This is a genomic window from Pseudomonas syringae, from assembly GCF_021605415.1.
GTDB classification, from domain to species: domain Bacteria; phylum Pseudomonadota; class Gammaproteobacteria; order Pseudomonadales; family Pseudomonadaceae; genus Aquipseudomonas; species Aquipseudomonas syringae_S.
Genome location: NZ_WKEQ01000040.1, coordinates 21,377 through 46,982 on the forward strand (window position 1 = coordinate 21,377; position 25,606 = coordinate 46,982).

The following is a 25,606-nucleotide window of genomic DNA, read 5'->3' on the forward strand; positions in this document are numbered from 1 at the left end:
TGGTCAAGTCCATCGCCATAGCCACTCCTGCCGATTCGATAAAGCCTGAAGGGTAACCAAGGCGCCAGGTGTTGGACAGCTCAGTCTTCGATCAGACCGAGTTCCTGCTGAGCGCGACGATCACCGGCACGGGCGGCCTGGCGCAGAAGATCCTGGCCGATACGGCGATCCCGGGCATTGCCACATTCGCGGCACATCAACTGACCGAGACGGCTTTGCGCGGCCACCACGCCTTCCCGGGCCGGTTGCTTGAGCAAGCGGCCGGCAAGGTGCTTGGCATTGAGGTTTTCGCTCAGGCGCGGGCTGTCGAGAAGCCATTCGGCCACGCGCACGGAAAACCACTTTGGAGAGGTAACACGAGGGGATTCGGAGGTAACAGAATCTGATACTGAGCGAAACTTCATAAAACACTGTGGGACAGATCGGAAGGCGCGCCACTCTACTCTTTTTTTCTTACAGGTAAAGCCCCAAAAAAACCCGGCACGCCCGTGCTAGAGCAAGCGCTCGGGACAATCCACAGAAGCTGTGGATAACTCGGTGGACAACACCCCTTCAAACCTCGCAAAGCCTTACAGAGCGGGGCTCGCGCTCAAACTGACGATTTTTTCACCAGTAAAAAAAAGCGATGTTTTTCATTGACTTAAACTTTCGTTACAGGCAGCCATCCGAGTCAGGATGTTTGTGACAGTCGCGTTACTGTCTGCGCAACTAATGTGCACAAGTACCTGTTATGGGGTTATATGGCTGCGCCTTTTCAAGTCGTTTTAGCATGCTGCCTGGGGATAAGCCGGGTGAATGCGCGCTCTAGCCCTAAGAATTCGGGCTACCGCCGGTCGGATTCAGGGCTATTACGGGGCGGCCCGGTTTGAGCCACGGGTAAAAATGGCGCCAGCAAAACTCTTTTCGCAAACAGGTTTGCGTTTGCAGTTTCGATCCGTTAGTATTCGCGGCGTTAGTACCAAGCTGAAAGTCAATTCCGGTCGAACACATCCCCCTCGGTCAGCCTTCTGAAAAAAGAAGCCTCCACCGACAAAGCGGGAGCGACCTCTCGATGGTTTCCAGGTAAATCTTGCACCAGCACTGCCTTTGAATTGAATGCAAAGGGTGTTGCGAAGACCACTTACTCTGACCGAACCAGCCTGCAAATTGATCAGGATCTTCACCCCGGGCCCAGAACCTTTGCCCTTGATGTGTTGCCTGCCCTCCTAAGTACCTACCTGCCAGCCCAAGCGCGCCAAACTATTAGCGCTTCAAACTGGCTGCTTTGTTCCAGTCGGGTTCTTCGTTCGACCAATGGTGGTCGACGTTACTGGAACGTTTTAACGCTGCACGGTTCATATCCGTGTCATTTGTAGGAACACCAATAATTATGTCGACTCAAATTCATACTCAGGATGCCATTCGCACCCTCACCAATGCTTTTGCCCCAATGAACTGCCTGATCATGGCCGCTCGCAAAGGCTGCTTCAGCTTCACGCTGGTCAACGAACATGGCATCGCTCGTCACAGCGAACGCCTGTACCCCGATCAGTACTCCAGCGCCGAGCCGCTGCAGGCCGTGATCGATCGTACCCGTCAGGCGCTGGTTGCCTGACAGCTCGCGAAGGCTGAAAACCCCGAAGCCCTGCCTTAAAAGCGGGGCTTTTTATTGCCCGATGTTTCATCTTTGAAGAATTCTGCCTAAGTACGATCCGATATAACGGTTATAACTGAACACCGAAAATATTGTTAAAACAGTCCTTTACATCACCAAGATGACACTACACTTCAACTCAAGCGGCGTGATCCGCTTCCGGCGAGCCTGAACCGATCCACTGCTGCCAAGGCCCCTCAGGTATCGCCGCCCATTCAGCGTCTTCGAGGGTTTTATGGGTATCGCTGCCAGCGAACTGTGCCGCTATGTGATCCGTCCTACATTGATTTACCTGGGACGCCATTGCGCAACCGCCGAATCTCTTTTGCTGGGCATCGCAGCAAGTCAGTCCGCGCTCGGATCGGCCCTGCATGACCGACGTGGTCATGGCCTTTATCGCATCGGCGAGCAACGCCATAAGGCTCTCTGGGACGACTACCTGGCGCTGGATCCAGAGCGGGCCAGCCTGGTTCGCGGCCTCGCCAGTCAGCATGCCTTTCTCAGCGGCCCGCACCTTGAATTGACCGTCAACCTGCGTTACGCCACGGCGATTGCATGGCTGCTGGTCGAAGAACAAAACATCCCCCTGCCCGATGCGCATGATCTGCTGGGAATGGCGCGCATCTGGCGTCAGACGTTTCACCCCCAAGGACGCCTGCGCGATTTCACTTGCGCGTGGCAGACCTGTGTTTCACCGCTGAAGCAGGTCGCGTGCTGACCCCTCGGCTTCGCAACATCGCTTAACAGGTCGTAATTCTGGTCGGATTGTCCTACAAAACCGCTCTAACTCAAGGCATTGGAGCTATAGCGCTGGAACGAAAATGTTGGTAATTTTCGCCCCGGTGATCACCAGGAGTTCTAATAATGAAAAAAGTAATGCTCAAAACCACACTTAGCCTCGCCGTTGCCATGGCATCCACTCAGATTTTCGCAGCTGGCTTTGCCATCAACGAACACAGCATCAGTGGCATGGGCACTGGTTACGCCGGGCGATCTTCATCTGCCGATGACGCCAGCACTGTTTACGGCAACCCTGCCGGCATGTCGCGCATCAAGCGCGAACAAGTCACCGGTGGTGTAGCCTTCCTCGACGCCTCGACCGACATCAAAGACGGTAGCTCCAGCCCGAACGGCGGCAGCAACAAAGGCGACATGGTGCCCTTCACCTCCGTACCTATGGGTTACTACGTCAAGCCGATCGATGATCACTGGGCATTCGGCTTCGGCGTGTACGTGCCGTTCGGCCTGATTACCGACTACGAAAACGGCTTTGCCGGCCGTTACTTCGGCAGCAAGTCCGAAGTACAAGTCATCACCATGCAGCCGACCATCAGCTACGCCTTCAACGATAAGGTGTCGATCGGTTTCGGTCCAACCATCAACCGCATCGACGGCTCGCTGGAATCCAACTTGTCGATCACTCAGGCCGCGCCGGATGGCAAAGTCAAGATCAAGGGTGACGACACCGCGCTGGGCTACAACATCGGCGTGCTGGTGCAAGCCACCGACAGCACTCGCGTGGGTCTGACTTATCACTCCAAAGTCGACTACAAGCTGGAAGGCCACACCAAGGTCAACTATGGCGTGCTCGGCGCCATTGGCCTTAACCCAAACCAGAAGTACGACGCTTCGCTGAAGATCACCACGCCTGAATCGGTGGATCTCTCGGTCACTCAAGCGATCAACGACCGCTGGAATGTCTACGCCGGCACCACGTTCACTCGCTGGAGCCAGCTGGAGAAAATCACCGTCGAGAACTCCGGCGTGCAACCTGCGCTGGCCGGTCAGTTTGGCGAGATCACCGAAGACCAGAACTGGCATGACAGCTGGGCCTACGCCATCGGTACTTCGTATCAGCTGAACAAGGAATGGGTACTGCGTACCGGCCTGACCCTCGATCAGTCGCCAACCAACAACGTCGACCGTTCGCCGCGCATCCCGACTGGCGACCGCACGATTTTCAGCGTCGGTGCCGGCTGGAGCCCAACCGACGACCTGACCATCGACGTCGCCTATTCGTACCTGAAGGAAGAGTCGGTCAATATCCGCAACCAGAACGATCGCGGCCAGACTTACAACTCCAAGTATGAAAACTCGGCAAACGGCTTCGGTGTCGGCGCTACGTACCGCTTCTGATGCTGCACGGCGAGGCTAATACCCTCGCCCACTAAAAAGCCCCGCATTCCTTTTGGGAGGCGGGGCTTTTTAGTGGGCGTCGATCAGGGTTTCAATGGCTTGGACGCGATCGCTTTTTCCACCGCAGCGATGAAATCGGGATCATCGGGCTTGGTCAGGCTGGAAAAGTTGGCGATCACCTTGCCCTGACGGTCGATTACATATTTATAGAAATTCCACTTTGGCGCGCTGCTCTGAGCGGCCATCACCTGGAACAGGTGAATGGCATCGTCGCCGCGAACTTTCTGTGGCTCGGTCATGGTGAAGGTGACGCCGTAATTGGCGTAACAAACCTTGGCAGTCTCGGCGCTGTCCTTGGATTCCTGCTTGAAATCGTTGGACGGTACGCCGAGCACTTCCAGTCCTTGCCCCTTGTAGCGCTGATTGAGCGCCTCAAGACCTTCGAACTGCGGCGCGAAACCGCAGAAGCTGGCGGTGTTGACCACCACCAGCGGCTTGTCGGCGTAGCGCTGGCACAAATCGACAGATTCCTTGGCCCGCAGTTTGGGTAGCGAGCCTTGCAACAGTTCCGGACAGTCCGCCGCTTGGGCCAATCCGGTCAACGCCATCAGCAACGCGGGAACAGCACACCAGCGCTTGAGCATGTCGGGCATCCTTGAGCAATCGTCAAAACCCGACGTTACTCGCCCTCCGCGCCCACTAGCAAGCGCCCATTCCCAACTGCATCAACGCGAGACCGCCCTGATGCCAGCCCCACCACACCAGCGCCAGCAAAGCGGCGCCGAGTGCGGTGATGGCGATTGGCGCCCATCGACTGTTCATGCCGGACTCACGCGGGTTTGCAGACGCTCGACCGGACGCTCACGCACCGGCCAGTTCAGCGCAGCGGCCAACAGGCTCAAGAGAATCGCCACTTGCCAGATCAAGTCATAACTCCCGGTTCGGTCATACACCACCCCGCCCAGCCAGCCGCCGAGGAACGAGCCGAGCTGGTGGAACAGGAACACGATGCCACCCAGCATGGACAGGTTGCGCACACCAAACAAGGTCGCGACTGTGCCGTTGGTCAACGGCACTGTGGACAACCACAAAAAGCCCATCGCCATGCCGAACAGATAAGCCGACATGGTCGTAACCGGCAGCCACAGGAACAATCCAATCACCACCGCCCGCAACAGGTACAGCCCAGTCAGCAAGCGCGGCTTGGACATGCGTCCGCCCAACCAGCCGGCAGTGTAGGTGCCGAAGATATTGAACAGCCCGATCAGCGCCAGCACCGTGGTGCCGACAGTGGCCGGCAAGTGCTGATCGACCAGGTAAGCCGGCAGATGCACGCCAATGAACACCACTTGAAAACCGCAAACAAAAAATCCGAACGCCAACAGCCAGAAACCGGAATGCGAGCACGCTTCGCGTAATGCTTCGGACAGGGTTTGCTCGTGCCCGAGGTTGGGCAGTGGCTTGTCCTTGAGCATGCTCACCAGCGGCACAATCATGGCTACCAGCAAACCCAGCACTAACAATGCGGCCGACCAGCCCAGCCAGCCAATCAGACCCAATGTGCCCGGCAGCATGGCGAACTGGCCGAAAGAACCGGCCGCGCTGGCGATGCCCATGCCCATGCTGCGTTTTTCCACCGGAACGGCGCGGCCGACCACGCCGAGAATTACCGAGAACGATGTGCCGGACAGACCGATACCGATCAGCAGACCAGCACTCAACGACAGGGTCACCGCCGAATCGGACAAGCCCATGCACACCAGACCGATCGCATAGAGCACGCCGCCAATCAACACCACTTTTGCCGCGCCGAAGCGGTCAGCCAGAGCACCGGTAAACGGCTGGGCCAGGCCCCAGATCAGATTTTGCAGGGCGATGGCAAAGGCAAATACCTCACGGCCCCAGCCGAACTGCGCGCTCATCGGTGACAGGAACAGGCCAAAGCCGTGCCTCACGCCCAGTGACAATGCCAGAATCAGCGCACTGCCCAGCAACACCCAACCGCACGTACGCCACATTGTTGTCATTATTGTTCTCCGTTCGCGGGTATATACCCGCTTAAAGTCGGAAAAACCGGCCTTAAGCCAGTTCGTCCAAGAGTTTCAGCAAGGTTTCACGCTTCTCGGCGCCCAGACGATCAATTAACCGCTGCTGCGCCGCTTCCCAGGCTGGCAGTGCCGCCACCAGCCGTTGCTCGCCGATTTCGGTAAGCTTGACGATGCGATTGCGCATGTCCTCGCCCTCGGCCAGCGCCACCAGCCCCTCGCCTTCCAGCACCCGCAGATTGCGGCCCAGAGTGCTGCGATCAAGTCCCATGGCCTCGGCCAGTACGGAAATACTCGGTTGATCCAGACGCTGCAGATTGCACAGCAAAGAATACTGGGCAACGTTAATGCCGAAGCCATCGAGGGCGCCGTCGTAATGCCTGCTGACGCCACGCGCGGCGCGACGCAGGTTGGTGCACAAACACTGAGAGGTAAGCATGATGCGTGTATATACCCGCGACTGTGTTAAATCAAGTTACAAGTGAGTTTTCCGGGATAATTTTCAGCGTGTTCCAGGCCTGCTCGCGAAGGCGTACGCCCATCGCGCAATAATCTTTCAGACCAACACCAATCCCACCACCACCGCCATCTCCAGCAATTCCAGCAGCGCGCCCGCCGTGTCCCCCGTCGTGCCGCCAAGTCGCCGCATCATGACCTGCCGCAGCCAAATAAACATCCCGAGTGCCACGACGACCGCAACGACACCACCGATCAGCACGCAAAAAAGCGCACTCAGCCCCAGCACCCACCACCCCGCCTTGCGCGGCAGATGATCGGCCAATGCCTGACCCAATCCGCCGGGCCGCACATACGGCGTGGTCAAGAACAATCCGAGCAACGACGCCCGTCCCAGCAATGGCACAACGAGCAACAAGACGCCGTGCTGCTGCTCGATCAACGCCAGCAGCGCGCAGAATTTCAGCAGCAACACCAACACCAGCGTCACCACCGCCATCGGCCCGCTGCGGGGATCCTTCATGATCGTCAGCGTGCGCTCGCGATCACCGAAGCCGCCAAGCCAGGCATCCGCGCTGTCGGCCAGGCCATCGAGGTGCAGTGCGCCGCTGAGCAGTACCCACACGGTCAACAGCAATGCCGCATGCAGCAGCAACGGCGCGCCACTCAAGGCCATATTCAGCGCCCACAGCATCAAGCCGAACAGCAATCCCACCAGCGGATAAAACAGCAGTGAACGTCCGAGCGCCTCAGGCTCCGGCATCCCCGGCAATCGAATCGGCAGGCTGCTGAGAAATTGCAGGGCGATCCACAGTGGCAGCATGTCAGCACACTTCCCTGAGCGATCCATCGGCGTCCACCGCCAGTGCAAACAGAGCGCCATGGCCGACTTCGACATTGAGCAACTGCTCTCGTGGCAAACCGCGTGCCTGTGCCAGCAACAACCGCATGACACCGCCATGGCTGACCAACAACACGCGCTCGCCAGCATAGGTTGCGTGCAGCCGAGCGACAGCGTCGAGCACCCGAGCGCGGAACTTGCCGACCGGCTCGCCCTGCGGCGGCGTATACGAATAAGGATCAGCCCAAAACAAGCCCAAGCCTTCGGCATCGGTTTCCATCAACGCTGCTGCGCTCTGCCCTTCCCACGCGCCGAAGTGCAGCTCCTGCAAATCTTTGTCCAGCTGAACCGACAGACCGAGTTGCTCGCCAAGTTCATGGGCAAACAGCGCGCATCGCTGCAACGGCGAACTGACCAGACGATCCCACGGCCCCTGCTTTATCACCGCCGCGCGCATTTGCGCCCAACCCAGCTCGGTCAACGCATCGTCGAGACTGCCACGCAGCCCACCACCGAGTTCGGTTTCACCGTGACGCAACAGGTGCAGGATCATGCCGGACGATCCGCCACGGCCGCTTCGGCGAACGTCGCCATCTGCCCGTGCAGGTCGCACGCCAGGCGCAGCAGCGGCACCGCCAACGCTGCACCGCTGCCCTCACCCAGACGCAGGCCGAGTTCCAGCAGCGGTTCGGCTTTCAGCGCTTCCAGTACGTGGCGATGACCCGGCTCGGCGCCGCGATGACCGAACAGCAGCCATTCGCGGCAGTCCGGACTCAAGCGCACCGCCACCAGCGCGGCAACTGTGCAGATGAAACCGTCGACCAGCACCGCAACGCCTTCCTGCGCACAGGCAAGGTAAGCGCCGACCAGCGCGGCAACCTCGAAACCGCCGAGATTGAACAGCGTCTGCAACGCATCGCCACGTTGCCCCGCATGCAACGCCAGCGCCCGCTCGATCACTTTCACCTTATGGCTGACGCCTTGGGCGTTCAGCCCGGTGCCGGGGCCGGCCAGATGCGCCACCGGGCAATCGAGCAAAGTACAGGCCAGCGCACTGGCGGCGGTGGTGTTGCCGATGCCCATTTCGCCACCGATGAACAACTGTGCGCCCGTCGCTTTCGCACGCAAGACGCTGTCGCGACCCGCCTGTAATGCCTGCTCGCCTTGGGCCTGGGTCATCGCCGCACCTTCGACGAAATTTGCCGTGCCCGGGCCGATGTTCAAATGACGCACGCCCGGTAGATTCAACGACGCCGTCACCGTGCCCAGATCCACCACTTCCAACTGCGCGCCGAGTTGACGCGCCAGCACGCTGATCGCCGCGCCGCCGCTGACGAAATTAAGCAGCATCTGCCCGGTGACTTCCTGCGGATACGCCGAAACACCTTCGGCTACCACGCCGTGATCGCCTGCGAATATTGCGATCCATACGCCATCGAGCCGAGGTTTGACCTGCCCCTGCAACCCGGCCAATTGCACCGCTACACTTTCCAGCCGGCCAAGCGAACCGGCCGGCTTGGTCAGTTGCTGTTGTCGCGCCGCTGCTTGCTCAAGGGCATCGGCATTCACCGGTTGGCACGGATTCAGCCACCAGGCTTGGGTCATAACGCAGTTCCTTTCAAAGTCAGGGGCAGGCCGGCGACGGTCAGGACAACGCGCTGACAGCGCTCGGCAAGAGCTTGATGCAGCCAACCGGCTTCATCGACATAGCGGCGAGTCAATTCGCCCAGTGGCACGACACCCATTCCGGTCTCGTTGCTGACAAAAATGATTTCACCCGGCAGCGTCGCCAGGCAGTCCAGCAGGGATTCACGCTCGGCGGCAAGGCGCTCGGCGTCGTCGAGCATCAGCAGATTGGTCAGCCACAGCGTCAGGCAATCCACCAGCAGGCAGCGCTCGGCGCCGGCGTTTTCGCGCAGGACGCGGGCCAGTTCCAGTGGCTCCTCGATCAGCGCCCACTCGGCCGGACGACGGGCACGATGGTGAGCGACGCGCGCGTTCATCTCGCCGTCCAGCGGTTGGCTCGTGGCGATGTAAGTGACCGCGAGCAGGCTGTCGCTGGCGAGTTTTTCAGCCAGGCGACTTTTGCCGGAACGGGCGCCGCCGAGGATCAGTTGGAGCATTGGCACTTCCATAAAATGGTGGTGAGGCGACTGACGCTATCGCTGGCAAGCCAGCTCCCACAGGGTTCGGAGTCGTTCACGAAATTGGCAAGCGATATCAAAACCTGTGAGAGCTGGCTTGCCAGCGATAGGGCCGGGACATTCACCCTAAATCCCACAGAGTTCACGCAACAACCCCGTGTCCAAATGCTTCTCCACCAGATCCGCCAACCGCTCGATGTCGCGCTCACGCAAGCCGTGATAATCGACATCCTGCACATCGCTCAACCCGGCCCAGCGCAACAATGCGGCGCTCGCCTCGGGCGATTCAAACAACCCATGCAGATACGTGCCGAACACCTGCCCATCAAGACTCTGTGCACCGTCGCAACGACCGTCATCCAGATACACGGCGGTATGTTCAAGCGCCGGCCCGGTGGTCACGCCGGCATGGATTTCATAACCACTGACCGCAGCATCTTCCAGCGCCAGCCGCCCGCGCACGTTGCGCAATTGCTTGTCGGCTTCGAGTTGTGTTTCAAACGCCAGCAGACCGAGACCGGCACTCGAACCCGGCGCGCCTTCCAGCCCTAGCGGATCGTGAACCTGCTCACCGAGCATTTGCAGACCGCCGCAGATCCCCAGCACTTTGCCGCCGTAGCGCAAATGGCGACTGATGGCGGTATCCCAACCATTGGCGCGCAAGTACGCCAGATCACTGCGCACGCTTTTCGAACCCGGCAGGATGATCAGATCGGCCGCAGGAATCGCCATACCCGGCCCGATAAATTGCAGATCCACCTGCGGATGCAAACGTAGCGGATCGAAGTCAGTATGGTTGCTGATGCGCGGCAGCACCGGCACTACGACTTTCAAAACTTGCTCGGCTTTGTCGGTCTGGCGCAGGTCGATGCCGTCCTCGGCCTCCAGATGCAGATCCATCACGTAAGGCAACACGCCCACCACCGGTTTGCCGGTGCGTTGCTCGAGCCAGTCGAGGCCCGGTTGCAGCAAAGCGATGTCGCCGCGAAAACGGTTGATGATGAAGCCCTTGACCCGCGCCTGCTCGCTCGGCGACAGCAATTCCAGGGTCCCGACCAAATGCGCGAAAACCCCGCCACGATTGATGTCGGCGATCAACAGCACCGGGCAATCGACCGCCTCGGCAAAGCCCATGTTGGCGATGTCGCCGGCACGCAGGTTGATCTCTGCCGGCGACCCCGCGCCTTCGACCATCACCAGCGGATACGCCGCGCTGAGTCGCTCATGAGAGGCGAGCACCGCTTGCATGGCGATGGCTTTGTAGTCGTGATAGGCGACGGCGTTCATGCTGGTGACGGCACGGCCATGGATGATGACTTGGGCGCCGGTGTCACTATTCGGCTTGAGCAACACCGGATTCATGTCGGTGTGCGGTTCGAGAAACGCCGCTTGCGCCTGCACCGCTTGCGCGCGACCGATCTCGCCGCCGTCGGCGGTCACTGCGCTGTTGAGCGCCATGTTCTGCGGCTTGAATGGCACGACCGCGACATTCTGCCGGGTAGCCCAGCGACACAGTGCCGTCACCAGCGTACTTTTGCCGGCGTCGGACGTCGTGCCTTGCACCATCAGGGTGGTCATGCGGTCGTTTCCTTGCAGAAAGCTTGCAGCGCGTGTTCGAGTCGCGCCTCTTCGACTGCGTCGGCGGGCAGGCCGAAACGCAGGCTGCTGTTGTGCGTGAAGAGGCGCAGGAGAATGCCGCGTCGGGCCATGAATTCATACAGCGCCGCAGCCTGATCGGTGATCAGCCACTGAAACAGCGCGCAACCACCCTGAGGCTTGAAGCCATACCGCTCAAGAATTTGCGCCAGACGCTCGCTGGCCTCTTCACTGCGAATGCGCTGACGGGTATGGCCTTCGGTGTCTCGCAGACAGGCTTGCCCCAACACGCGGGTCGGCCCGCTCACTACCCACGGCCCAACCTGTTCGGCGAGCAGTTTGAGCAATTTGCGCTCGGCCAATACGAATCCCAGCCGCACGCCAGCGAGACCGAAAAACTTGCCGAACGAACGCAGCACGATCAAACCGATCCGATGGGCGAACGGCGCCAGACTCAACTCGGGCGTGTTGTCCATGAACGCTTCATCGACCACCAGCCATCCGCCCCGCTGCGCCAGCCGTGCATGCCAGTCGAGCAGGCGTGCCGGTGTCAGACTCAGGCCAGTGGGATTGTTCGGATTGACCACCACCAGCACGTCGAGGCTGTCGACGAAAAAATCGACTTCGTGCTCCAGCACTTCGCGAACGATGTAACCGTTGCGGCGCCAGGCTTCGGCGTGCTCGGCGTAACACGGCGACAGCACGCCGACCTTGCCCGCCCGGCGCAGGCGCGGTAGCAACTGGATAGCCATTTGCGAACCGGCGACTGGCAAGACCTGCGCAGCGCCGTAGTAATCGCACGCGGCCTGTTCCAGACCGTCATCGGTTTCCGGCAATCGCGCCCAGGCCCGCAACGGAATCTCGGGCACCGCAAATGCCCACGGTGCCAACCCGCTGGACAGATCGAGCCAATCGGCTTCGTCGATCCCGTATTCGTGCGCCGCCCTGCGCAACCGCCCACCGTGCTCAAGCATAGAATTCAGCCCCGACGCAGAGAATCAGCAGCCACAACCATACGCCGCGTTGTACCAATTGCCAGCCTCGGTCGATGGAGTCAGCATCCGCCGGCGGGCCTTCGCCAAGTTGCGGGCGCTCATGCAGTTCACTGTGATAAATGGCCGGGCCGCCCAGTTCAACACCCAGCGCGCCGGCACCCGCCGCCATCACCGGGCCGGCGTTCGGGCTGTCCCAGGTCGGGCCTTGGATGCGCCAGCACTTCAGTGCGAGTCGGGTATTGCCCAGCAGCGCGTAGGTCATTGCCACCAGCCGTGCAGGAATGTAGTTGAGCACGTCGTCGATTTTCGCCGCCGCCCAGCCGAACCGTTCGAAGCGTTCGTTGCGATAACCCCACATGGCGTCGAGCGTGTTGCTCAAGCGATAGAGCACGACGCCGGGCGCGCCAGCCACGGCAAACCAGAACAGCGCGGCGAATACCGCGTCGCTGCCGTTTTCCAGCACCGACTCGGTGGCGGCGCGGGCGACGGCAGTGCTGTCCAGTTCGTTGGTCTGACGGCTGACCAGATAGCCGACACGCTTGCGCGCCTCTTCCAGATCATCGCCGCGCAGGGCTTTTGCCACCGGCCCGACGTGCTCGCCGAGGCTGCGCATGCCGAGGGCGCAATACAGCGCAAGAATGTCGACGATCCAGCCCACATAAGGCGCCCACGACAGTGCGGTGGCCAACAGCGTCAGCGGCACCACCGCGATCACCCACGCGGTGACGCCATGACTGCGCCAGCCCCGGCCACCGCCGTTGAAACGTTGCTCGATGCGCCCGGCAAAACGGCCGAACCCCACCAGCGGATGCCAGCGTTTCGGTTCACCCAGCAGCGCATCCAGCGCAACCGCGGCGACACTCAACAACGCCACACTCATTGACTCACTCCCCAATAATTTTCGTACAGCAACTCATTGAGCGGACGCGCCTGCGCCCACCCTTCGAGTACCAGCATCGGCGCCGGATAGAATTCCTTGACCGGCCCCAGGCAAAGAACCGCCATAGGCTTCGCGCCAACCGGTAATTTCAGCAGATCGGCCAGCGCTTGCGGATCGAACAACGACACCCAGCCCATGCCCAGCCCTTCGGCGCGCGAGGCGAGCCATAGGTTCTGGATGGCGCAGGACAACGACGCCATGTCCATTTCAGGCAGCGTGCGGCGACCGAAAATATGCTTTTCGCGATCCGCCATCAACGCGGCGACCAGCACCTCGGCGCAGTCGTTGATGCCTTCGACCTTGAGCTTCATGAATTCGTCACTGCGCTCGCCAAGGGCTTCGGCGGTGCGGACACGTTCTTCTTCCACGAGGCTCTGGATCTGGCTGCGCAAGGCGCGGTCGCTGATGCGGATGAAGCGCCACGGCTGCATCAGACCGACACTCGGCGCCTGATGCGCGGCTTCGAGCAGGCGGCGCAGCAATGGCGGCTCGATGGTGCCGCCGGTGAAGTGGCGCATGTCGCGGCGTTCAGCGATGGCTTTGTAGACCGCTGCGCGCTCGGCTTCGGAAAATGCGTTGTCGGTCATGGCCCCATCGCTGGCAAGCCAGCTCCCACAGGGGACTGCATTTCTTCAGGCATTACACCGTCGACTGTGGGAGCTGGCTTGCCAGCGATGGCGGCCTCAAGGTCCGGCGCAAACAGTGCCGCGACAGCCGCCGGGTTCGACGGAAAATAAAAGTGCACATACGAAGCCGTCATCCGCCCTTCCCGATAAACCGCCTCGGCCCCGCGCCCGCCGTTCGGGCTCAGGCCACGCGCGATCGGTGCCATTTCGGTGGTGGTCAACGAATGATGATAGGTGTGTCCGCGTAGCGAACCCTCCGGCAAATCCACTGCTTGCAACGCCAGCGCTGCCAGACGCTTCTGCATTACCGCATCGCCCTTCAGCAAACCCACCAATTCAGCGCGGGTGCCGTCGACATCGGTCAACGAATCGAGCAGATACAGCATGCCGCCACACTCGGCGAGCAGCGGTTTGCCGGCCGCATGATGGGCGCGAATGGCATCGAGCATCGGTGTATTTTGGCCGAGCGCGACATGATGGAGTTCCGGATAGCCACCTGGCAAATACAGGCTGTCAGCCTCGGGCAATTGCGAATCACGGATTGGCGAGAAGAAACTCAAATCGGCGCCCATCGCCCGCAACAGATCGAGGCTGGCGCCGTAGGTGAAGGCAAACGCTTCGTCACGTGCCACGGCGATGCGCACGCCCGCCAGCAACGGTTCGGCGGCGAGCACGTCCGGCGCGGCGAATTCAACGGCCGGTGGCAGCGCGACCTCGCAACTGCTGGCCAGTGCATCGGCAGCGGCATCGAGGCGCATGTCGAGGTCATTGAGTTCGCTGGCCTGTACCAGACCGAGGTGTCGGCTCGGCAGCTCGATACCGGTTTCCCGGGATAACGCGCCGTACCAGCGCAGGCCTTCGGTGAGGCTGCCTTCCAGCAATTGCGCGTGACGCAAAGTGCCGACGCGGTTGGCCAGCACGCCGGCAAACGGCAAATCCGGCTGATAGCGCGCCAGACCCAGCGCCAGTGCGCCAAAGGTCTGCGCCATGGCGGTGCCGTCGATTACACCAAGCACCGGTACACCGAAATGCCGCGCCAGATCGGCGCTCGACGGCGTGCCGTCGAACAAACCCATGACACCTTCGATCAGGATCAGATCGGCCTCGCCGGCTGCTTCCCACAACAGGCGACGACTTTCCTGCTCGCCGACCATCCACATGTCCAATTGATAGACCGGCGCACCGCTGGCGCGCTCGAGAATCATCGGGTCGAGAAAGTCCGGGCCGCATTTGAACACGCGCACCTTGCGCCCCTGATTGCGATGCAATCGGGCCAGCGCGGCGGTGACGGTGGTCTTGCCCTGACCGGAGGCCGGCGCGGCGATCAGTACCGCCGGGCAATGACGTGGTTGACTCACAATTCGACGCCTTTCTGCGCTTTGATGCCGGCCTGGAAGGCGTGCTTGATGACGCCCATTTCGGTGACGGTGTCGGCCATTTCGATCATTTCAGGCTTGGCGCCGCGACCGGTGACGACCACATGCTGCATCGGCGGACGGGCCTGCAAATCGCTGAGCACTTGATCGAGATCGAGGTATCCGTGCTTCAAGGCAATGTTCAGCTCATCCAGCACGACCAGGCCGATGGCCGGGTCACGCAGCAGTTCGCGGGAAACTTCCCAAGCGGCTTCGGCGGCGGCGATGTCACGCTGACGATCCTGGGTTTCCCAAGTAAAACCTTCGCCCATCACATGGAAACGCACCTGCTCGGGAAAGCGGCGGAAAAACAGCTCTTCGCCGGTGCTGTTACGTCCCTTGATGAATTGCACCACGCCGCACTGCATGCCGTGGCCCATGGCGCGGGCGAGCATGCCGAATGCCGAACTGCTTTTGCCTTTGCCGTTGCCGGTCAGCACCAGGAGCAGGCCGCATTCGTTCGGGGAATTGGCGATGCGCTCGTCGATCACGGCTTTTTTGCGCTGCATGCGCGCCAGATGACGCTCGTCGCGTTCAGGGGAATCGGTCATGGGGGAGCTCTCCGTTGAGGCTGGATAACGGCGGGCAGGCACAAGAATAGACGGCAAAAAGCCTGGCATCGCCCACCGTGATGCCGCTGGATGGATCAGGCCGGTCTCCGGGCTCATGAGCGGCGTTGGCCTGGCTGCGCGCCTTCCCGCATCGTGATCGACACAGTGGCATATGGCGCAGCGTTTACTCATTTACCGTTGCGGGGGCAGCGCCGGGATCGTGATTGCGCTTCGTCTGAAGACAACCCTCACCGGCTTCCCTGTTTCACTCTGTCGACACTGGGTCACAGAGCACCTGAAACAAGCGGCGAAGGTTAGAGGGTTGGGGGTGGAGCGTCAATCGAGAGGCCGGTGAAGTGCGCGAATAACTGCCACCTATCAATTATCTGACGCCAATCTTGTGCCATGCCCCGCACAGTGATATCAAAGAGCCACGCGCTTGATTCAAAAGCGTGAATCACAATAACAAGGGGAAATCCCATGCAAGGCATGAGCATCAGTAATCCGCGGCTGGAGTTTCTGCGCCCGGTGCTGGAACGCTGGTTTGACTGTATCGATCGTTACAACGCCGTGCGCGGCGATAACGACACGCCTTACTGGCATGACGAAAAAGCCAATCTTGGCCTGCTTTCGGCAGCGGCGTGGATGGCCGAGCTGGTGACCTTGCAGCAAACCGCCACGCGCAAACAGAACGAAGAAGGCGAGCGCAATGCCCGCGCCGATCTGTTTATCGCCGGCGCGGAAGATCGCGCATTCATTCAGGTCACTCAGCGCTGGCCCAAGGTCAACAACCTCAATCTGGCCCAAGCCCTGCTCGACATCACTAGCGACGCCAAGCGCATCAGCTACGCCAGCGACCTCAGGCTCGGCTGCCTGTTCGTTGCGCCGCAAAAGGCCGGGCAGCGCGCCAGCCCCGAAGAACTGCAAGACATGGTCGACGACCTGCAAAAGGAACACTGCTGCGCCGTGGCCTGGTATTTTCCTTACGCCTATCACAAGTTGCACAACGAAGCGGGCAACTATCATCCGGGTGTCGCGGTGCTGTTCAAAGAGGCCCGCGGTTGAGCGGTTGAACCATCGGGCTCGCGCGCTTCTCTATGTTTAAGAACATTCATAGAGAGGATCCGCCATGCGCAAGCCCCAGCTCGTTTTTGTCATCGCGCTCGCCGGAGGGCTCGCCGCTTGTGGTGAAACCTCCAGTCTGCAAGTGTCCGACGGCACCGGCCCGTCTCCGAAACTGCCTGAACCGAACAAAACCATGATACCCACCGTGAATATCGCCCCGGCGATCGGTTGGCCCGACGGTGCAAAACCGACAGCGGCGGCCGGCACTCAGGTGACGGCGTTCGCGGAAAACCTTGATCACCCGCGCTGGCTCTACGTGCTCCCCAACGGCGATGTGCTGGTGGCGGAAACCAATGCACCGCCCAAGCCCGATGACAGCAAAGGCATTCGCGGCTGGGTCATGAAAAAAGTCATGGGGCGCGCCGGTGCCGGCGTGCCGAGCGCAAACCGTATTACGCTGCTGCGCGATGCCGACCAAGACGGCGTGGCCGAGACTCGCACGGTGTTCTTGCAGAATCTGCATTCACCCTTCGGCATGACTCTGGTCGGCAATGACCTGTACGTCGCCGACACCGATCGACTGCTGCGCTTCAACTACGAACCCGGCGCGACCGAAATCAAGTCGGAGCCGATCAAGGTGGTCGATCTGCCCGGTGGCACGCTCAACCACCACTGGACAAAAAATGTCATCGCCAGCCAGGACGGCAGCAAGCTTTACGTTACCGTCGGCTCGAACAGCAACGTCGGTGAAAACGGTCTCGATAAAGAAGAAGGTCGCGCGGCGATCTGGGAAGTGGATCGCGCCACCGGCAATCACCGGATCTTTGCCTCAGGCCTGCGCAACCCCAACGGCATGGATTGGGAACCGCAGAGTGGCGCGCTGTGGACATCGGTCAACGAGCGCGATGAAATCGGCAGTGACCTGGTGCCGGACTACATCACGTCAGTCAAGGATGGCGCGTTCTATGGCTGGCCTTTCAGTTATTACGGCCAGCACATCGACGTGCGCGTTACGCCCCAGAATCCGGAGCTGGTGCAGAAAGCCATTGCGCCGGACTACGCCGTCGGCCCGCATACAGCCTCGCTGGGTTTCACCTTCGCGCAAGGCAACAGCCTGCCGGCGCAATTCAAGGATGGCGCCTTCATCGGCCAGCACGGTTCGTGGAACCGTAAGCCGCACAGTGGCTACAAAGTGATTTTTGTGCCCTTCGCGGCGGGCAAACCGAGCGGGCAACCGGTTGATGTCCTGACCGGTTTCCTCAATAAAGATGAGAAAGCCATGGGCCGGCCGGTTGGCGTGACGATCGACAAGCAGGGTGCGCTGCTGGTGGCGGACGATGTGGGGAATAAGGTGTGGCGGGTGTCCTCCACCAAATAACGCCTGACACAAAACCAATGCAGGAGTGAGCCTGCTCGCGATGCGTCGTCTCAGTCGAAATCTATGTTGACTGATGCGAGGCTATCGCGAGCAGGCTCACTCCTGCAGAGGGGTCGCCTTTGATTCTATGGGTTGTGCGCCAGATGTTCCGGCTGCAACACTCGCTTGGCGCTTAGGTAAGCCTTTTGCCAATACGCCTTCGACAGGCTGTCCAGCTTCACCGTCCCACCGGTGGCCGGCGCATGAACGAAACGCCCTTCACCAACGTAGATCCCCGCATGACTGACCTGCGAACCACCATTGGTAGCGAAGAAAATCAGGTCGCCGGTTTGAAGGCCTTCTTTACCCACGTTCGGCGCCTGCATGACGATCAGTTCGCGCGTGGAGCGCGGCAAGCTGATACCGGCGGCATCACGGTAAACAAAGCCGATCAGACCGCTGCAATCGAAACCCGAGTCAGGCGTGTTGCCGCCCCAGCGATAGGGGGTGCCGACGAGGCCGAGCGCGCGAAACAGCACGTCTTCAGCCACGGGAGAAAAAGTCTGGGAAGGGCCGAATACGATCGGGGCGCGAACCACCGGCCCAGGGGGCGGTGTGCGACTGGCGCAAGCGCTGAGCAGCGCTGCGAACAACATCAAAGTGAGGCGGGCCGACGTCGTCATTAGCAGAACATCCTGATCTGGCTGCGGCTTTTTCTGCCGAAAAGGCGGAAAACAAAACCGCCTGCGTAGGACGCAGGCGGTTTGCCATCAATATAGGATGAGATTCTAGCGGCTACACAGCAAACTTCAAGTAAGACTTTAACTTCACCTTGTAAAGTCCAAGTCTACTAACTCGATAACAGCTGGTTTATCGCCACGGGCGTGGCGATAAACCACGATTACTTGCGAGCAGTGACCACGGTCGGCGCGTTGGCCAGAGCGCGTTTCGCTTCGATGAAGGTCTTGCTCCAGTAGCTGTCACCGAGGTTGTCGATGCGTACACCACCGCTGCGGCGGCTGCTGGAGTGGATGAACTGGTTGTCGCCCAAATAGATCCCGGCGTGACTGACACGACCGCGACGACCATTGGTGGCGAAGAACAACAGATCGCCCGGCTCAAGATTGGCGCGCGCAACCAGTGGCGCATCAACGTTGATCATGTCGCGAGTCGAGCGCGGCAGGTTCATGCCGGCCTCTTCGCGGAACAGATAGCCGATGAAACCGCTGCAATCGAAGCCGGCTTCAGAGCTGCCGCCGAAACGGTAACGGGTACCGATGAGGGACATGCCGCGTTCGAGGATGCTGTCGGCCAGAACAGGAAGCTGGTAAGGCTTCTTGCCATTGAAGTCCGACAGTGCTTTCTCGGTGTCCAGCTCTTCCTGATAAATAACGGAAGACTGAGCGGTAGCAGAATTCTTGATCTGTTGTGGCTGCTCTTGAACTGGAGAGTGAGCAGCGCAACCGTACAACAGGGTAACGAGTGCGAGAGGCACGAGGGGTGCGAAGCGCTTTAGCATGGGCACGACCGTGGCTGAAGTTGTAAAGAAGGCGAGACTATGCCCGCTATCAACCTCATTTGCAAATTCAATCGAACTTTATGTGACTTCCCGGTTTCTCGTTTACATCTAAGCGCCCAAACCCGTTGGTGCCGACGCAGGCTGCTACTGTGCAGAAAAGCATATTTTCTGGCGCCTGAACGTTGCCCAAACCCGCTGAAAGCCAAGACTTACCAGCCTAGCGTCTCTTTCAGGAAAGGGATGGTGAGCTTGCGCTGAGCCTGCAAGGAAGCCTGATCAAGCTGCTCCAGCAAATCAAAAAGCGCGCTCATGCTGCGAGTGCCGCGGGTCAAAATAAAATGCCCGACTTCATCGGTGAGGTGCAATCCGCGACGGGACGCGCGCAACTGCAGCGCACGCAATTTGTCTTCGTCGGAGAGTGGGCGCATCTGAAAAATCAGCGCCAGGGTCAGGCGGGATTTGAGGTCAGCCAGTTTGACTGGCAGCTCACGCGGCGACGTGGAAGCCGCGATAAGCAAACGTCGACCGCTGTCACGCAGTCGGTTGAACAGGTGGAACATGGCCTCTTCCCAGTCAGCCTTGCCGGCAATCACCTGAAGATCATCCAGGCAAACCAGTTCGTACTGCTCAAGGTTATCGAGGATTTCGGTGCCGCGATCCATCAACTCGGCCAACGGCAAATACACCGCCGGCTCGCCCATCTGTTCGAAGCGCAAGCAGGCCGCCTGCAACAGATGCGTACGCCCTACCCCGTGCTTGCCCCACAGATAAATGAGGCTTTCGGTCCACCCGGCGTCGGCTTCGCAGAGGCGCTCGACATAGCCGAGTGCAGCGGCATTGGCGCCTGGGTAGTAGTTGATAAAGGTGGCGTCGTCACGCAGACGCACACCTAGGGGCAGCTGAATCGGTTTCATGCTGACTGAACAGTTCTCAGGGAACCGTTAGTGGCCTCTGTGTAAAGTTTGCGAAGTTTATACCCGTGAAGCGGTGTACACAATGCGACAGACATTAAGCAAAATCAAAGGTTTGCGTTAATACGCTGGTTTTATGCCAGTTTCTCTGACGCAGCCCGGGCAAGGATTGCGTGCATGACGCGAGCCAACCCGACTCACCGTCGGGCCGCTCGCGCGCAAACATTAAAGTTCAGGATCGTCGACGCCGCTGTAAATTCCCGAATCCTTGTACAAGTCATGAACGTGTCGCACCAACACCATGATCACTGCTGCCAGCGGCAAAGCCAGCAGCACACCGGTGAAGCCGAACAGTTCGCCGCCAGCCAGGATCGCAAAAATCACCGCCACCGGGTGCAGGCCGATCCGATCCCCGACCAGCAATGGCGTCAGCACCATGCCTTCCAGCGCCTGGCCGATCATGAACACCGCGACGATGCCGATCATCGGATACAGATCGCCACCGAACTGGAACAACCCGGCAATCAATGCCGCACCGATACCGATCACAAAACCCATGTAAGGCACGATCGCCGCCAGACCTGCGATCAACCCTATCAGCAGTCCCAGCTCCAGACCGACAATCATCAGCCCGGCCGCGTAAATCACGCCCAACGCCAGCATCACCAGCAATTGTCCACGAACAAACGCCCCCAGCACTTCGTGGCATTCACCAGCCAGCGCAACGACACGCTCTTCGCGGTTACGTGGCAACAGACTGCGAATCTTGGCCATCATCACGTCCCAGTCCCGCAGCAAGTAGAAACTCACTACCGGGATCAGCACCAGATTTGCCAACAGACCGATCAACGCCAGGCTTGAAGCCGTGGCCTGGCTCAGCACGATGCCAACGATGTCGGTGGTCTGACTCATGTGTTCGCTGATTGCAGCCTTGACCTTGTCGAACTTCCAGAAGCCGTCCGACAACCCCAGCTTCGCCTGCGCCCACGGCACCGCTGTGTGTTGCAACCAGTCGAGCATCTGCGGCGCCAGTTCATACAAACGCAGCAGCTGTTTGGCCAGCATCGGCACCAGCACCAGCATCAGCGCGGTGACAATCAGGGTGAACAGCGCAAACACCGCAATCACACCCCAGGTGCGGGACAAACCAAGCTTTTCCAGACGATCCACCAGCGGATCGAACAGATACGCCAGCAGCAGCGCGACGAGGAACGGCGTCAGGATCGGGTGCAGCAACCAGACGAACACGCAAAGCAGGACAACCCCACCGAGCCAGAACCAACGCCGTGAATCGGCCATTTACCACTCCTGTTTCAAGCATCTATATAAAGAAAGAAAAATTCACCAACGGAACCGCAACGTCGGCGTCAGCGCCGGGGCAGGTGTTACTGCCGGCGTCGCACCCTCAGTGGACGGTTGCTGCACCGGTGCAGGCACAGGCGCAGGCGCTTCACCGACCGGAACCTCCTGCAAACGGGCCAACGACAACTGTGCGCGCAATTGCTCGGCGCTGCCATTGACCCGATACACAATGCGGTCGCCTTCAACGCTTTGCAGCCGCACGCCGAACGGTTCGAGCAAACGCAGCAGCGCCGCGTAATGTTCCAGATTCATGCCTTGCACTTCGAGCACTTGCTGGCCCGCCACACCCGGTTTGGCGACAAAGCGCGGCGCCAGACGCTGAGCCACCGCCAGCATCACGGCATCGGTCACAGCCGCCTGATCGGCGCCTTGCACGCTCCCCGCCTCTTTCTGATCGCCCAGCCACAAATGCCACTTGGCCTGCCACTGCCCGCCTTCTTCGCGCGCATGCACCGCAAGCAATCCGTCGGCGTTGTAGCGCTCCGATGCGTTACGCAACGGCGCAGGATCGGTGCCTTCCAGCGTCGGCGCAGTGGCGACCAGTTGCTCACTCAGATCCGCCAGCGGCAAACGCAGCGGTAAACCTCGATGTTGCGCGGCACGACGCAACGGCGCGGCACTGGCCTGTCCGTCGCCGACCAGACTCGAACCTTCCGTAGAATCGTTCAACCACCAACTCAGGATGGATGGGCGATTGGCGCCCCACAACGCCAGCCCGGCACGGCGCAACGCCTGCTCGGTGGTGGCCGGATCGAAATCGACCTTGAGCACTTCCGGGGGCCCGGCATCAAAACCAAACTGGCTGATGATCTGCTGCGGATCCTTTCGGATCGCCGCCAGCCCGGGATTCTGCGGCGCCTTGGCATCGCCGGTCAGACGCAGCACCAGTGTATCCAGTGCACCCTGGATGGCGCGGTCGCGCTCTTCCGGCGCCTGGCCGTTGACCGGCTCACGCACTTGATAAAGGCCTTTGAGGGATTCGGCATGACTCGCCAGGCTGACCAGAGACAAGCAGCCTACAAACAATAATTTACACAAACGCATGGAAGATTCCCGTCGACAAGAGCGGCTGGAACAGGCCGCGTGAACCGATTGAGCAAGGCTGTGACCGCATGCCCGCGCAAAACATTCACACGCTGGCGGTAAGTTTTTGCACATGCCTAACGATAGACGGTTAATCGCGACAACTTATACAGGTCGCTCGCCGCTTCAACCGTATTTATTTCGGCTGATATGCCCTGCCCGTCGGCACGAGGATGGCCGCTGCCCTTCAAGCCTGATAAAATCGCGCGCCTTCGCAGACCGGCAACAACCGGGCGTCCCGAAAAACTCGCGTGAGGCTATCGCCCCCGTCGATTTCGGTGCACCCGCTGAACTCGGTCGTTACCCCTGAATCCCCCCTAAAAGGCCTGGATCATGAGCAAGCAACCCTCCCTGAGCTACAAGGACGCCGGTGTAGACATCGACGCCGGTGAAGCATTGGTCGAACGCATCAAGAGCGTCGCCAAGCGCACTGCGCGCCCGGAAGTCATGGGCGGCCTGGGCGGTTTCGGCGCCCTCTGCGAAATCCCGGCCGGCTACAAGCAGCCAGTGCTGGTTTCCGGCACCGACGGCGTCGGCACCAAGCTGCGTCTGGCACTGAACCTGAACAAGCACGACAGCATCGGCATCGACCTGGTCGCCATGTGCGTCAATGACCTGGTGGTGTGCGGCGCCGAGCCGCTGTTCTTCCTCGACTACTACGCCACCGGCAAGCTCAACGTCGAAACCGCGACCCAGGTCGTGACCGGCATCGGCGCCGGCTGCGAACTGTCCGGCTGCTCCCTGGTCGGCGGCGAAACCGCTGAAATGCCTGGCATGTACGAAGGCGAAGACTACGACCTGGCCGGTTTCTGCGTCGGTGTTGTCGAGAAGTCGGAAATCATCGACGGCTCGAAAGTCGCTGCCGGTGATGCGTTGATCGCCCTGCCATCGTCCGGCCCGCACTCCAACGGCTACTCGCTGATCCGCAAAATCATCGAAGTCTCCGGCGCCGACATCGAAAACATCCAGCTCGATGGCAAGCCGCTGACCGACCTGCTGATGGCTCCGACCCGCATCTACGTGAAGCCGCTGCTCAAGCTGATCAAAGACACCGGCGCGGTCAAAGCCATGGCCCACATCACCGGCGGCGGTCTGCTGGACAACATCCCGCGCGTTCTGCCAAAAGGCGCTCAAGCCGTGGTTGACGTGGCGAGCTGGAACCGCCCTGCCGTGTTCGACTGGCTGCAAGAAAAAGGCAACGTCGACGAGACCGAAATGCACCGCGTACTGAACTGCGGCGTCGGCATGGTCATCTGCGTAGCTCAGGAACATGTTGAAGTGGCCCTGAATACCCTGCGTGACGCCGGCGAACAGCCTTGGGTCATCGGCCAGATCTCTGACGCTGCCGAAGGCGCGGCGCAGGTCGAACTGAAGAACCTCAAGGCACACTGATGCAAGAGCGGATGTCCCAGACCTGTGATGTCGTGGTGCTGTTGTCCGGCACCGGCAGCAACTTGCAGGCCTTGATCGACAGCACACGCACCGGCGACAGCCCGGTCCGTGTCGCTGCGGTGATTTCCAATCGCGCCGATGCCTACGGCCTGCAACGCGCCAGGGACGCGGGCATCGAAACCCGCTCCCTGGACCACAAGGCATTCGAAGGTCGCGAGGCCTTCGATACCGCCCTGATCGCACTGATCGACGAATTCAATCCGAAACTCGTGGTACTGGCCGGCTTCATGCGCATTCTCAGCGCTGACTTCGTTCGTCACTATCAGGGTCGCCTGCTCAATATCCACCCGTCGCTGCTGCCCAAATACAAAGGGTTACACACTCATCAGCGCGCGTTGGAGGCCGGCGACGCCGAACACGGCTGCTCCGTGCACTTTGTCACCGAGGAACTCGATGGCGGGCCACTGGTCGTACAGGCAGTAATACCGGTAGAGTTGCATGATTCGCCGCAGAGTCTGGCCCAACGGGTACATGCGCAGGAACACCTGATCTACCCGTTGGCCATACGCTGGTTTGCCGAAGGCCGGCTCAGCCTCGGCGAGCACGGTGCATCACTGGATGGCCTGCCCCTCGCGGCCAGCGGCCACTTGATTCGAAACTAGGAGATATTATGCGTCGCGCCCTGCTCTTCGCTTGCGCTCTGTTCGCCCTGCCACTGGCACAGGCGGCAGACCTTCAACCGTTCTCCGCCAGCTACACCGCCGACTGGAAACAACTGCCCATGAGTGGCACCGCCGAACGCAGCCTGACAAAGGAAGCCAACGGCGTCTGGAAACTCAGCTTCAAGGCGTCGATGATGATCGCCAGCCTGAGTGAAGAAAGCACCCTGACCCTCGACAAGGACACCCTCCTGCCACAGTCCTACCACTTCGAACGTGGCGGTCTGGGCAAGGCGAAGAAAGCCGATCTGGATTTCGACTGGTCGACCAAAATGGTCACCGGCACCGATCGCGGCGACGCGGTGAAGATTCCGCTCAATCGTGGCATGGTCGATAAATCCACGTACCAGCTGGCCCTGCAACATGACGTGGCGGCCGGCAAGAAAAGCATGAGCTATCAGGTCGTTGATGATGGCGAAGTCGACACTTATGACTTCCGCGTGCTGGGTTCGGAAAAAGTCGAAACCAAGGCTGGCCAGATCGAGGCCATCAAGGTCGAACGCGTACGTGATCCGACACAAAGCAAACGCATCACCGTCCTGTGGTTCGCCAAGGATTGGGATTACCTGCTGGTTCGCCTGCAACAGGTCGAGACCGACGGCAAGGAGTACAACATCATGCTCCAGGACGGCACGGTCAACGGCAAAGCGGTCAAAGGCAGCTAAGCCAACGCCCACACAAAAAGCCCCGACAATTCAGGCTGTGTGAAAACACAATCTGTCCCGGTTAAAAGCAAATGCCCCGACTTGTCGGGGCATTTGCTTTTCTGCGATCTGAAAAATAAAGGGCCTCTCAGCCCATCAGCGCCATCAGCTTTTGC

General features: G+C 60.2%; 28 protein-coding genes and 1 riboswitch. Of the genes, 8 read left to right on the top strand and 20 right to left on the bottom strand.

Annotated features, from left to right (window positions below; translation table 11 throughout):
* Positions 1-80 precede the first annotated feature (80 nt).
* Positions 81-404: an SEL1-like repeat protein gene (locus GIW69_RS22400; protein ID WP_236484948.1), complete on the bottom strand. Its 324-nt coding sequence runs from the start codon at positions 402-404 to the stop codon at positions 81-83.
* Between the two features lie 965 nt (positions 405-1,369).
* On the opposite strand from GIW69_RS22400, the gene GIW69_RS22405 reads away from it, so the two are divergent.
* The 3 genes from GIW69_RS22405 (at position 1,370) to GIW69_RS22415 (ending at position 3,769) form a co-directional block, all read left to right on the top strand.
* A complete protein-coding gene (locus GIW69_RS22405; RefSeq protein ID WP_003214941.1) occupies positions 1,370-1,594 on the top strand; it encodes a hypothetical protein in 225 nt (74 codons plus the stop codon).
* 274 nt (positions 1,595-1,868) lie between these two features.
* Positions 1,869-2,351 (top strand): hypothetical protein, encoded by a 483-nt coding sequence (locus tag GIW69_RS22410; RefSeq protein ID WP_236484949.1) that lies wholly within the window; start codon positions 1,869-1,871, stop codon positions 2,349-2,351.
* A 146-nt stretch (positions 2,352-2,497) separates the two neighbouring features.
* Positions 2,498-3,769, top strand: coding sequence for an outer membrane protein transport protein (locus tag GIW69_RS22415; protein WP_236484950.1), 1,272 nt, complete (start codon positions 2,498-2,500; stop codon positions 3,767-3,769).
* Positions 3,770-3,852: 83 nt separating this feature from the next.
* Here GIW69_RS22415 and GIW69_RS22420 read toward each other — a convergent pair whose 3' ends face one another.
* The 14 genes from GIW69_RS22420 to cobO form a co-directional block, all read right to left on the bottom strand.
* Complete coding sequence (locus GIW69_RS22420) at positions 3,853-4,413, bottom strand: glutathione peroxidase (RefSeq protein ID WP_236484951.1); 561 nt, start codon at positions 4,411-4,413, stop codon at positions 3,853-3,855.
* Positions 4,414-4,468: 55 nt separating this feature from the next.
* Positions 4,469-4,591, bottom strand: a complete 123-nt coding sequence (locus tag GIW69_RS26250) for a hypothetical protein (RefSeq protein WP_268945657.1) — start codon at positions 4,589-4,591, stop codon at positions 4,469-4,471.
* Positions 4,588-5,796 carry an MFS transporter gene (locus tag GIW69_RS22425; protein WP_236484952.1) on the bottom strand — a complete coding sequence of 403 codons (1,209 nt, stop codon included), beginning with the start codon at positions 5,794-5,796 and terminating at the stop codon, positions 4,588-4,590. Before GIW69_RS22425 ends, GIW69_RS26250 begins: the two co-directional genes overlap by 4 nt.
* 52 nt (positions 5,797-5,848) lie before the next feature.
* Positions 5,849-6,253, bottom strand: coding sequence for a MarR family winged helix-turn-helix transcriptional regulator (locus GIW69_RS22430; protein ID WP_236484953.1), 405 nt, complete (start codon positions 6,251-6,253; stop codon positions 5,849-5,851).
* A 117-nt stretch (positions 6,254-6,370) separates the two neighbouring features.
* A complete protein-coding gene (locus GIW69_RS22435) occupies positions 6,371-7,093 on the bottom strand; it encodes an adenosylcobinamide-GDP ribazoletransferase (RefSeq protein WP_236484954.1) in 723 nt (240 codons plus the stop codon).
* A 1-nt stretch (position 7,094) separates the two neighbouring features.
* A complete protein-coding gene (gene cobC / locus GIW69_RS22440) occupies positions 7,095-7,664 on the bottom strand; it encodes an alpha-ribazole phosphatase family protein (protein WP_236484955.1) in 570 nt (189 codons plus the stop codon).
* The gene (gene cobT / locus GIW69_RS22445; protein WP_236484956.1) at positions 7,661-8,716 is read right to left on the bottom strand and encodes a nicotinate-nucleotide--dimethylbenzimidazole phosphoribosyltransferase; all 1,056 of its coding nucleotides are present in this window, start codon (positions 8,714-8,716) and stop codon (positions 7,661-7,663) included. Before cobT ends, cobC begins: the two co-directional genes overlap by 4 nt.
* The gene (gene cobU / locus GIW69_RS22450) at positions 8,713-9,234 is read right to left on the bottom strand and encodes a bifunctional adenosylcobinamide kinase/adenosylcobinamide-phosphate guanylyltransferase (protein ID WP_236484957.1); all 522 of its coding nucleotides are present in this window, start codon (positions 9,232-9,234) and stop codon (positions 8,713-8,715) included. The genes cobT and cobU overlap by 4 nt, the downstream gene beginning before the upstream one ends.
* Before the next feature lie 147 nt (positions 9,235-9,381).
* A complete protein-coding gene (locus tag GIW69_RS22455; RefSeq protein ID WP_236484958.1) occupies positions 9,382-10,833 on the bottom strand; it encodes a cobyric acid synthase in 1,452 nt (483 codons plus the stop codon).
* Positions 10,830-11,825 carry a threonine-phosphate decarboxylase CobD gene (gene cobD, locus GIW69_RS22460; protein ID WP_236484959.1) on the bottom strand — a complete coding sequence of 332 codons (996 nt, stop codon included), beginning with the start codon at positions 11,823-11,825 and terminating at the stop codon, positions 10,830-10,832. The genes GIW69_RS22455 and cobD overlap by 4 nt, the downstream gene beginning before the upstream one ends.
* Positions 11,818-12,726, bottom strand: coding sequence for an adenosylcobinamide-phosphate synthase CbiB (gene cbiB, locus GIW69_RS22465; RefSeq protein ID WP_236484960.1), 909 nt, complete (start codon positions 12,724-12,726; stop codon positions 11,818-11,820). Before cbiB ends, cobD begins: the two co-directional genes overlap by 8 nt.
* Positions 12,723-13,373, bottom strand: coding sequence for a 5,6-dimethylbenzimidazole synthase (gene bluB, locus GIW69_RS22470; protein ID WP_236484961.1), 651 nt, complete (start codon positions 13,371-13,373; stop codon positions 12,723-12,725). The genes cbiB and bluB overlap by 4 nt, the downstream gene beginning before the upstream one ends.
* Positions 13,370-14,770, bottom strand: a complete 1,401-nt coding sequence (locus GIW69_RS22475; RefSeq protein WP_236484962.1) for a cobyrinic acid a,c-diamide synthase CobB — start codon at positions 14,768-14,770, stop codon at positions 13,370-13,372. The genes bluB and GIW69_RS22475 overlap by 4 nt, the downstream gene beginning before the upstream one ends.
* Positions 14,767-15,378, bottom strand: coding sequence for a cob(I)yrinic acid a,c-diamide adenosyltransferase (cobO, locus tag GIW69_RS22480; RefSeq protein WP_236484963.1), 612 nt, complete (start codon positions 15,376-15,378; stop codon positions 14,767-14,769). The genes GIW69_RS22475 and cobO overlap by 4 nt, the downstream gene beginning before the upstream one ends.
* An 81-nt stretch (positions 15,379-15,459) precedes the next feature.
* A riboswitch (cobalamin riboswitch) is annotated at positions 15,460-15,692 on the bottom strand.
* Positions 15,693-15,858: 166 nt separating this feature from the next.
* On the opposite strand from cobO, the gene GIW69_RS22485 reads away from it, so the two are divergent.
* Both GIW69_RS22485 and GIW69_RS22490 read left to right on the top strand, forming a co-directional pair.
* On the top strand, positions 15,859-16,443 hold the full coding sequence (locus tag GIW69_RS22485) for a hypothetical protein (protein WP_236484964.1): 585 nt from the start codon (positions 15,859-15,861) through the stop codon (positions 16,441-16,443).
* Between the two features lie 64 nt (positions 16,444-16,507).
* On the top strand, positions 16,508-17,821 hold the full coding sequence (locus GIW69_RS22490) for a PQQ-dependent sugar dehydrogenase (RefSeq protein ID WP_236484965.1): 1,314 nt from the start codon (positions 16,508-16,510) through the stop codon (positions 17,819-17,821).
* Positions 17,822-17,946: 125 nt separating this feature from the next.
* Here GIW69_RS22490 and GIW69_RS22495 read toward each other — a convergent pair whose 3' ends face one another.
* The 5 genes from GIW69_RS22495 to GIW69_RS22515 all read right to left on the bottom strand — a co-directional run bounded on the left by GIW69_RS22495 (position 17,947) and on the right by GIW69_RS22515 (position 22,636).
* Positions 17,947-18,483, bottom strand: a complete 537-nt coding sequence (locus tag GIW69_RS22495) for a C40 family peptidase (RefSeq protein ID WP_236484966.1) — start codon at positions 18,481-18,483, stop codon at positions 17,947-17,949.
* A gap of 218 nt (positions 18,484-18,701) precedes the next feature.
* The gene (locus tag GIW69_RS22500; RefSeq protein WP_236484967.1) at positions 18,702-19,319 is read right to left on the bottom strand and encodes an NlpC/P60 family protein; all 618 of its coding nucleotides are present in this window, start codon (positions 19,317-19,319) and stop codon (positions 18,702-18,704) included.
* Positions 19,320-19,528: 209 nt separating this feature from the next.
* Positions 19,529-20,233: a DnaA regulatory inactivator Hda gene (hda, locus tag GIW69_RS22505; RefSeq protein WP_042558310.1), complete on the bottom strand. Its 705-nt coding sequence runs from the start codon at positions 20,231-20,233 to the stop codon at positions 19,529-19,531.
* A 222-nt stretch (positions 20,234-20,455) separates the two neighbouring features.
* Positions 20,456-21,529, bottom strand: a complete 1,074-nt coding sequence (locus tag GIW69_RS22510; protein WP_236484968.1) for an AI-2E family transporter — start codon at positions 21,527-21,529, stop codon at positions 20,456-20,458.
* 42 nt (positions 21,530-21,571) lie between these two features.
* Positions 21,572-22,636, bottom strand: coding sequence for a DUF2066 domain-containing protein (locus GIW69_RS22515; RefSeq protein WP_236484969.1), 1,065 nt, complete (start codon positions 22,634-22,636; stop codon positions 21,572-21,574).
* Between the two features lie 372 nt (positions 22,637-23,008).
* Between GIW69_RS22515 and purM the strand changes: the two genes are divergently transcribed.
* The 3 genes from purM to GIW69_RS22530 are packed head-to-tail and all read left to right on the top strand — an operon-like array spanning position 23,009 to position 25,451.
* Positions 23,009-24,067, top strand: a complete 1,059-nt coding sequence (purM, locus tag GIW69_RS22520; RefSeq protein ID WP_236484970.1) for a phosphoribosylformylglycinamidine cyclo-ligase — start codon at positions 23,009-23,011, stop codon at positions 24,065-24,067.
* Between the two features lie 11 nt (positions 24,068-24,078).
* Positions 24,079-24,729, top strand: coding sequence for a phosphoribosylglycinamide formyltransferase (gene purN / locus GIW69_RS22525; RefSeq protein ID WP_236484971.1), 651 nt, complete (start codon positions 24,079-24,081; stop codon positions 24,727-24,729).
* 8 nt (positions 24,730-24,737) lie between these two features.
* Positions 24,738-25,451: a DUF3108 domain-containing protein gene (locus GIW69_RS22530; RefSeq protein WP_236484972.1), complete on the top strand. Its 714-nt coding sequence runs from the start codon at positions 24,738-24,740 to the stop codon at positions 25,449-25,451.
* Positions 25,452-25,606 lie beyond the last annotated feature (155 nt).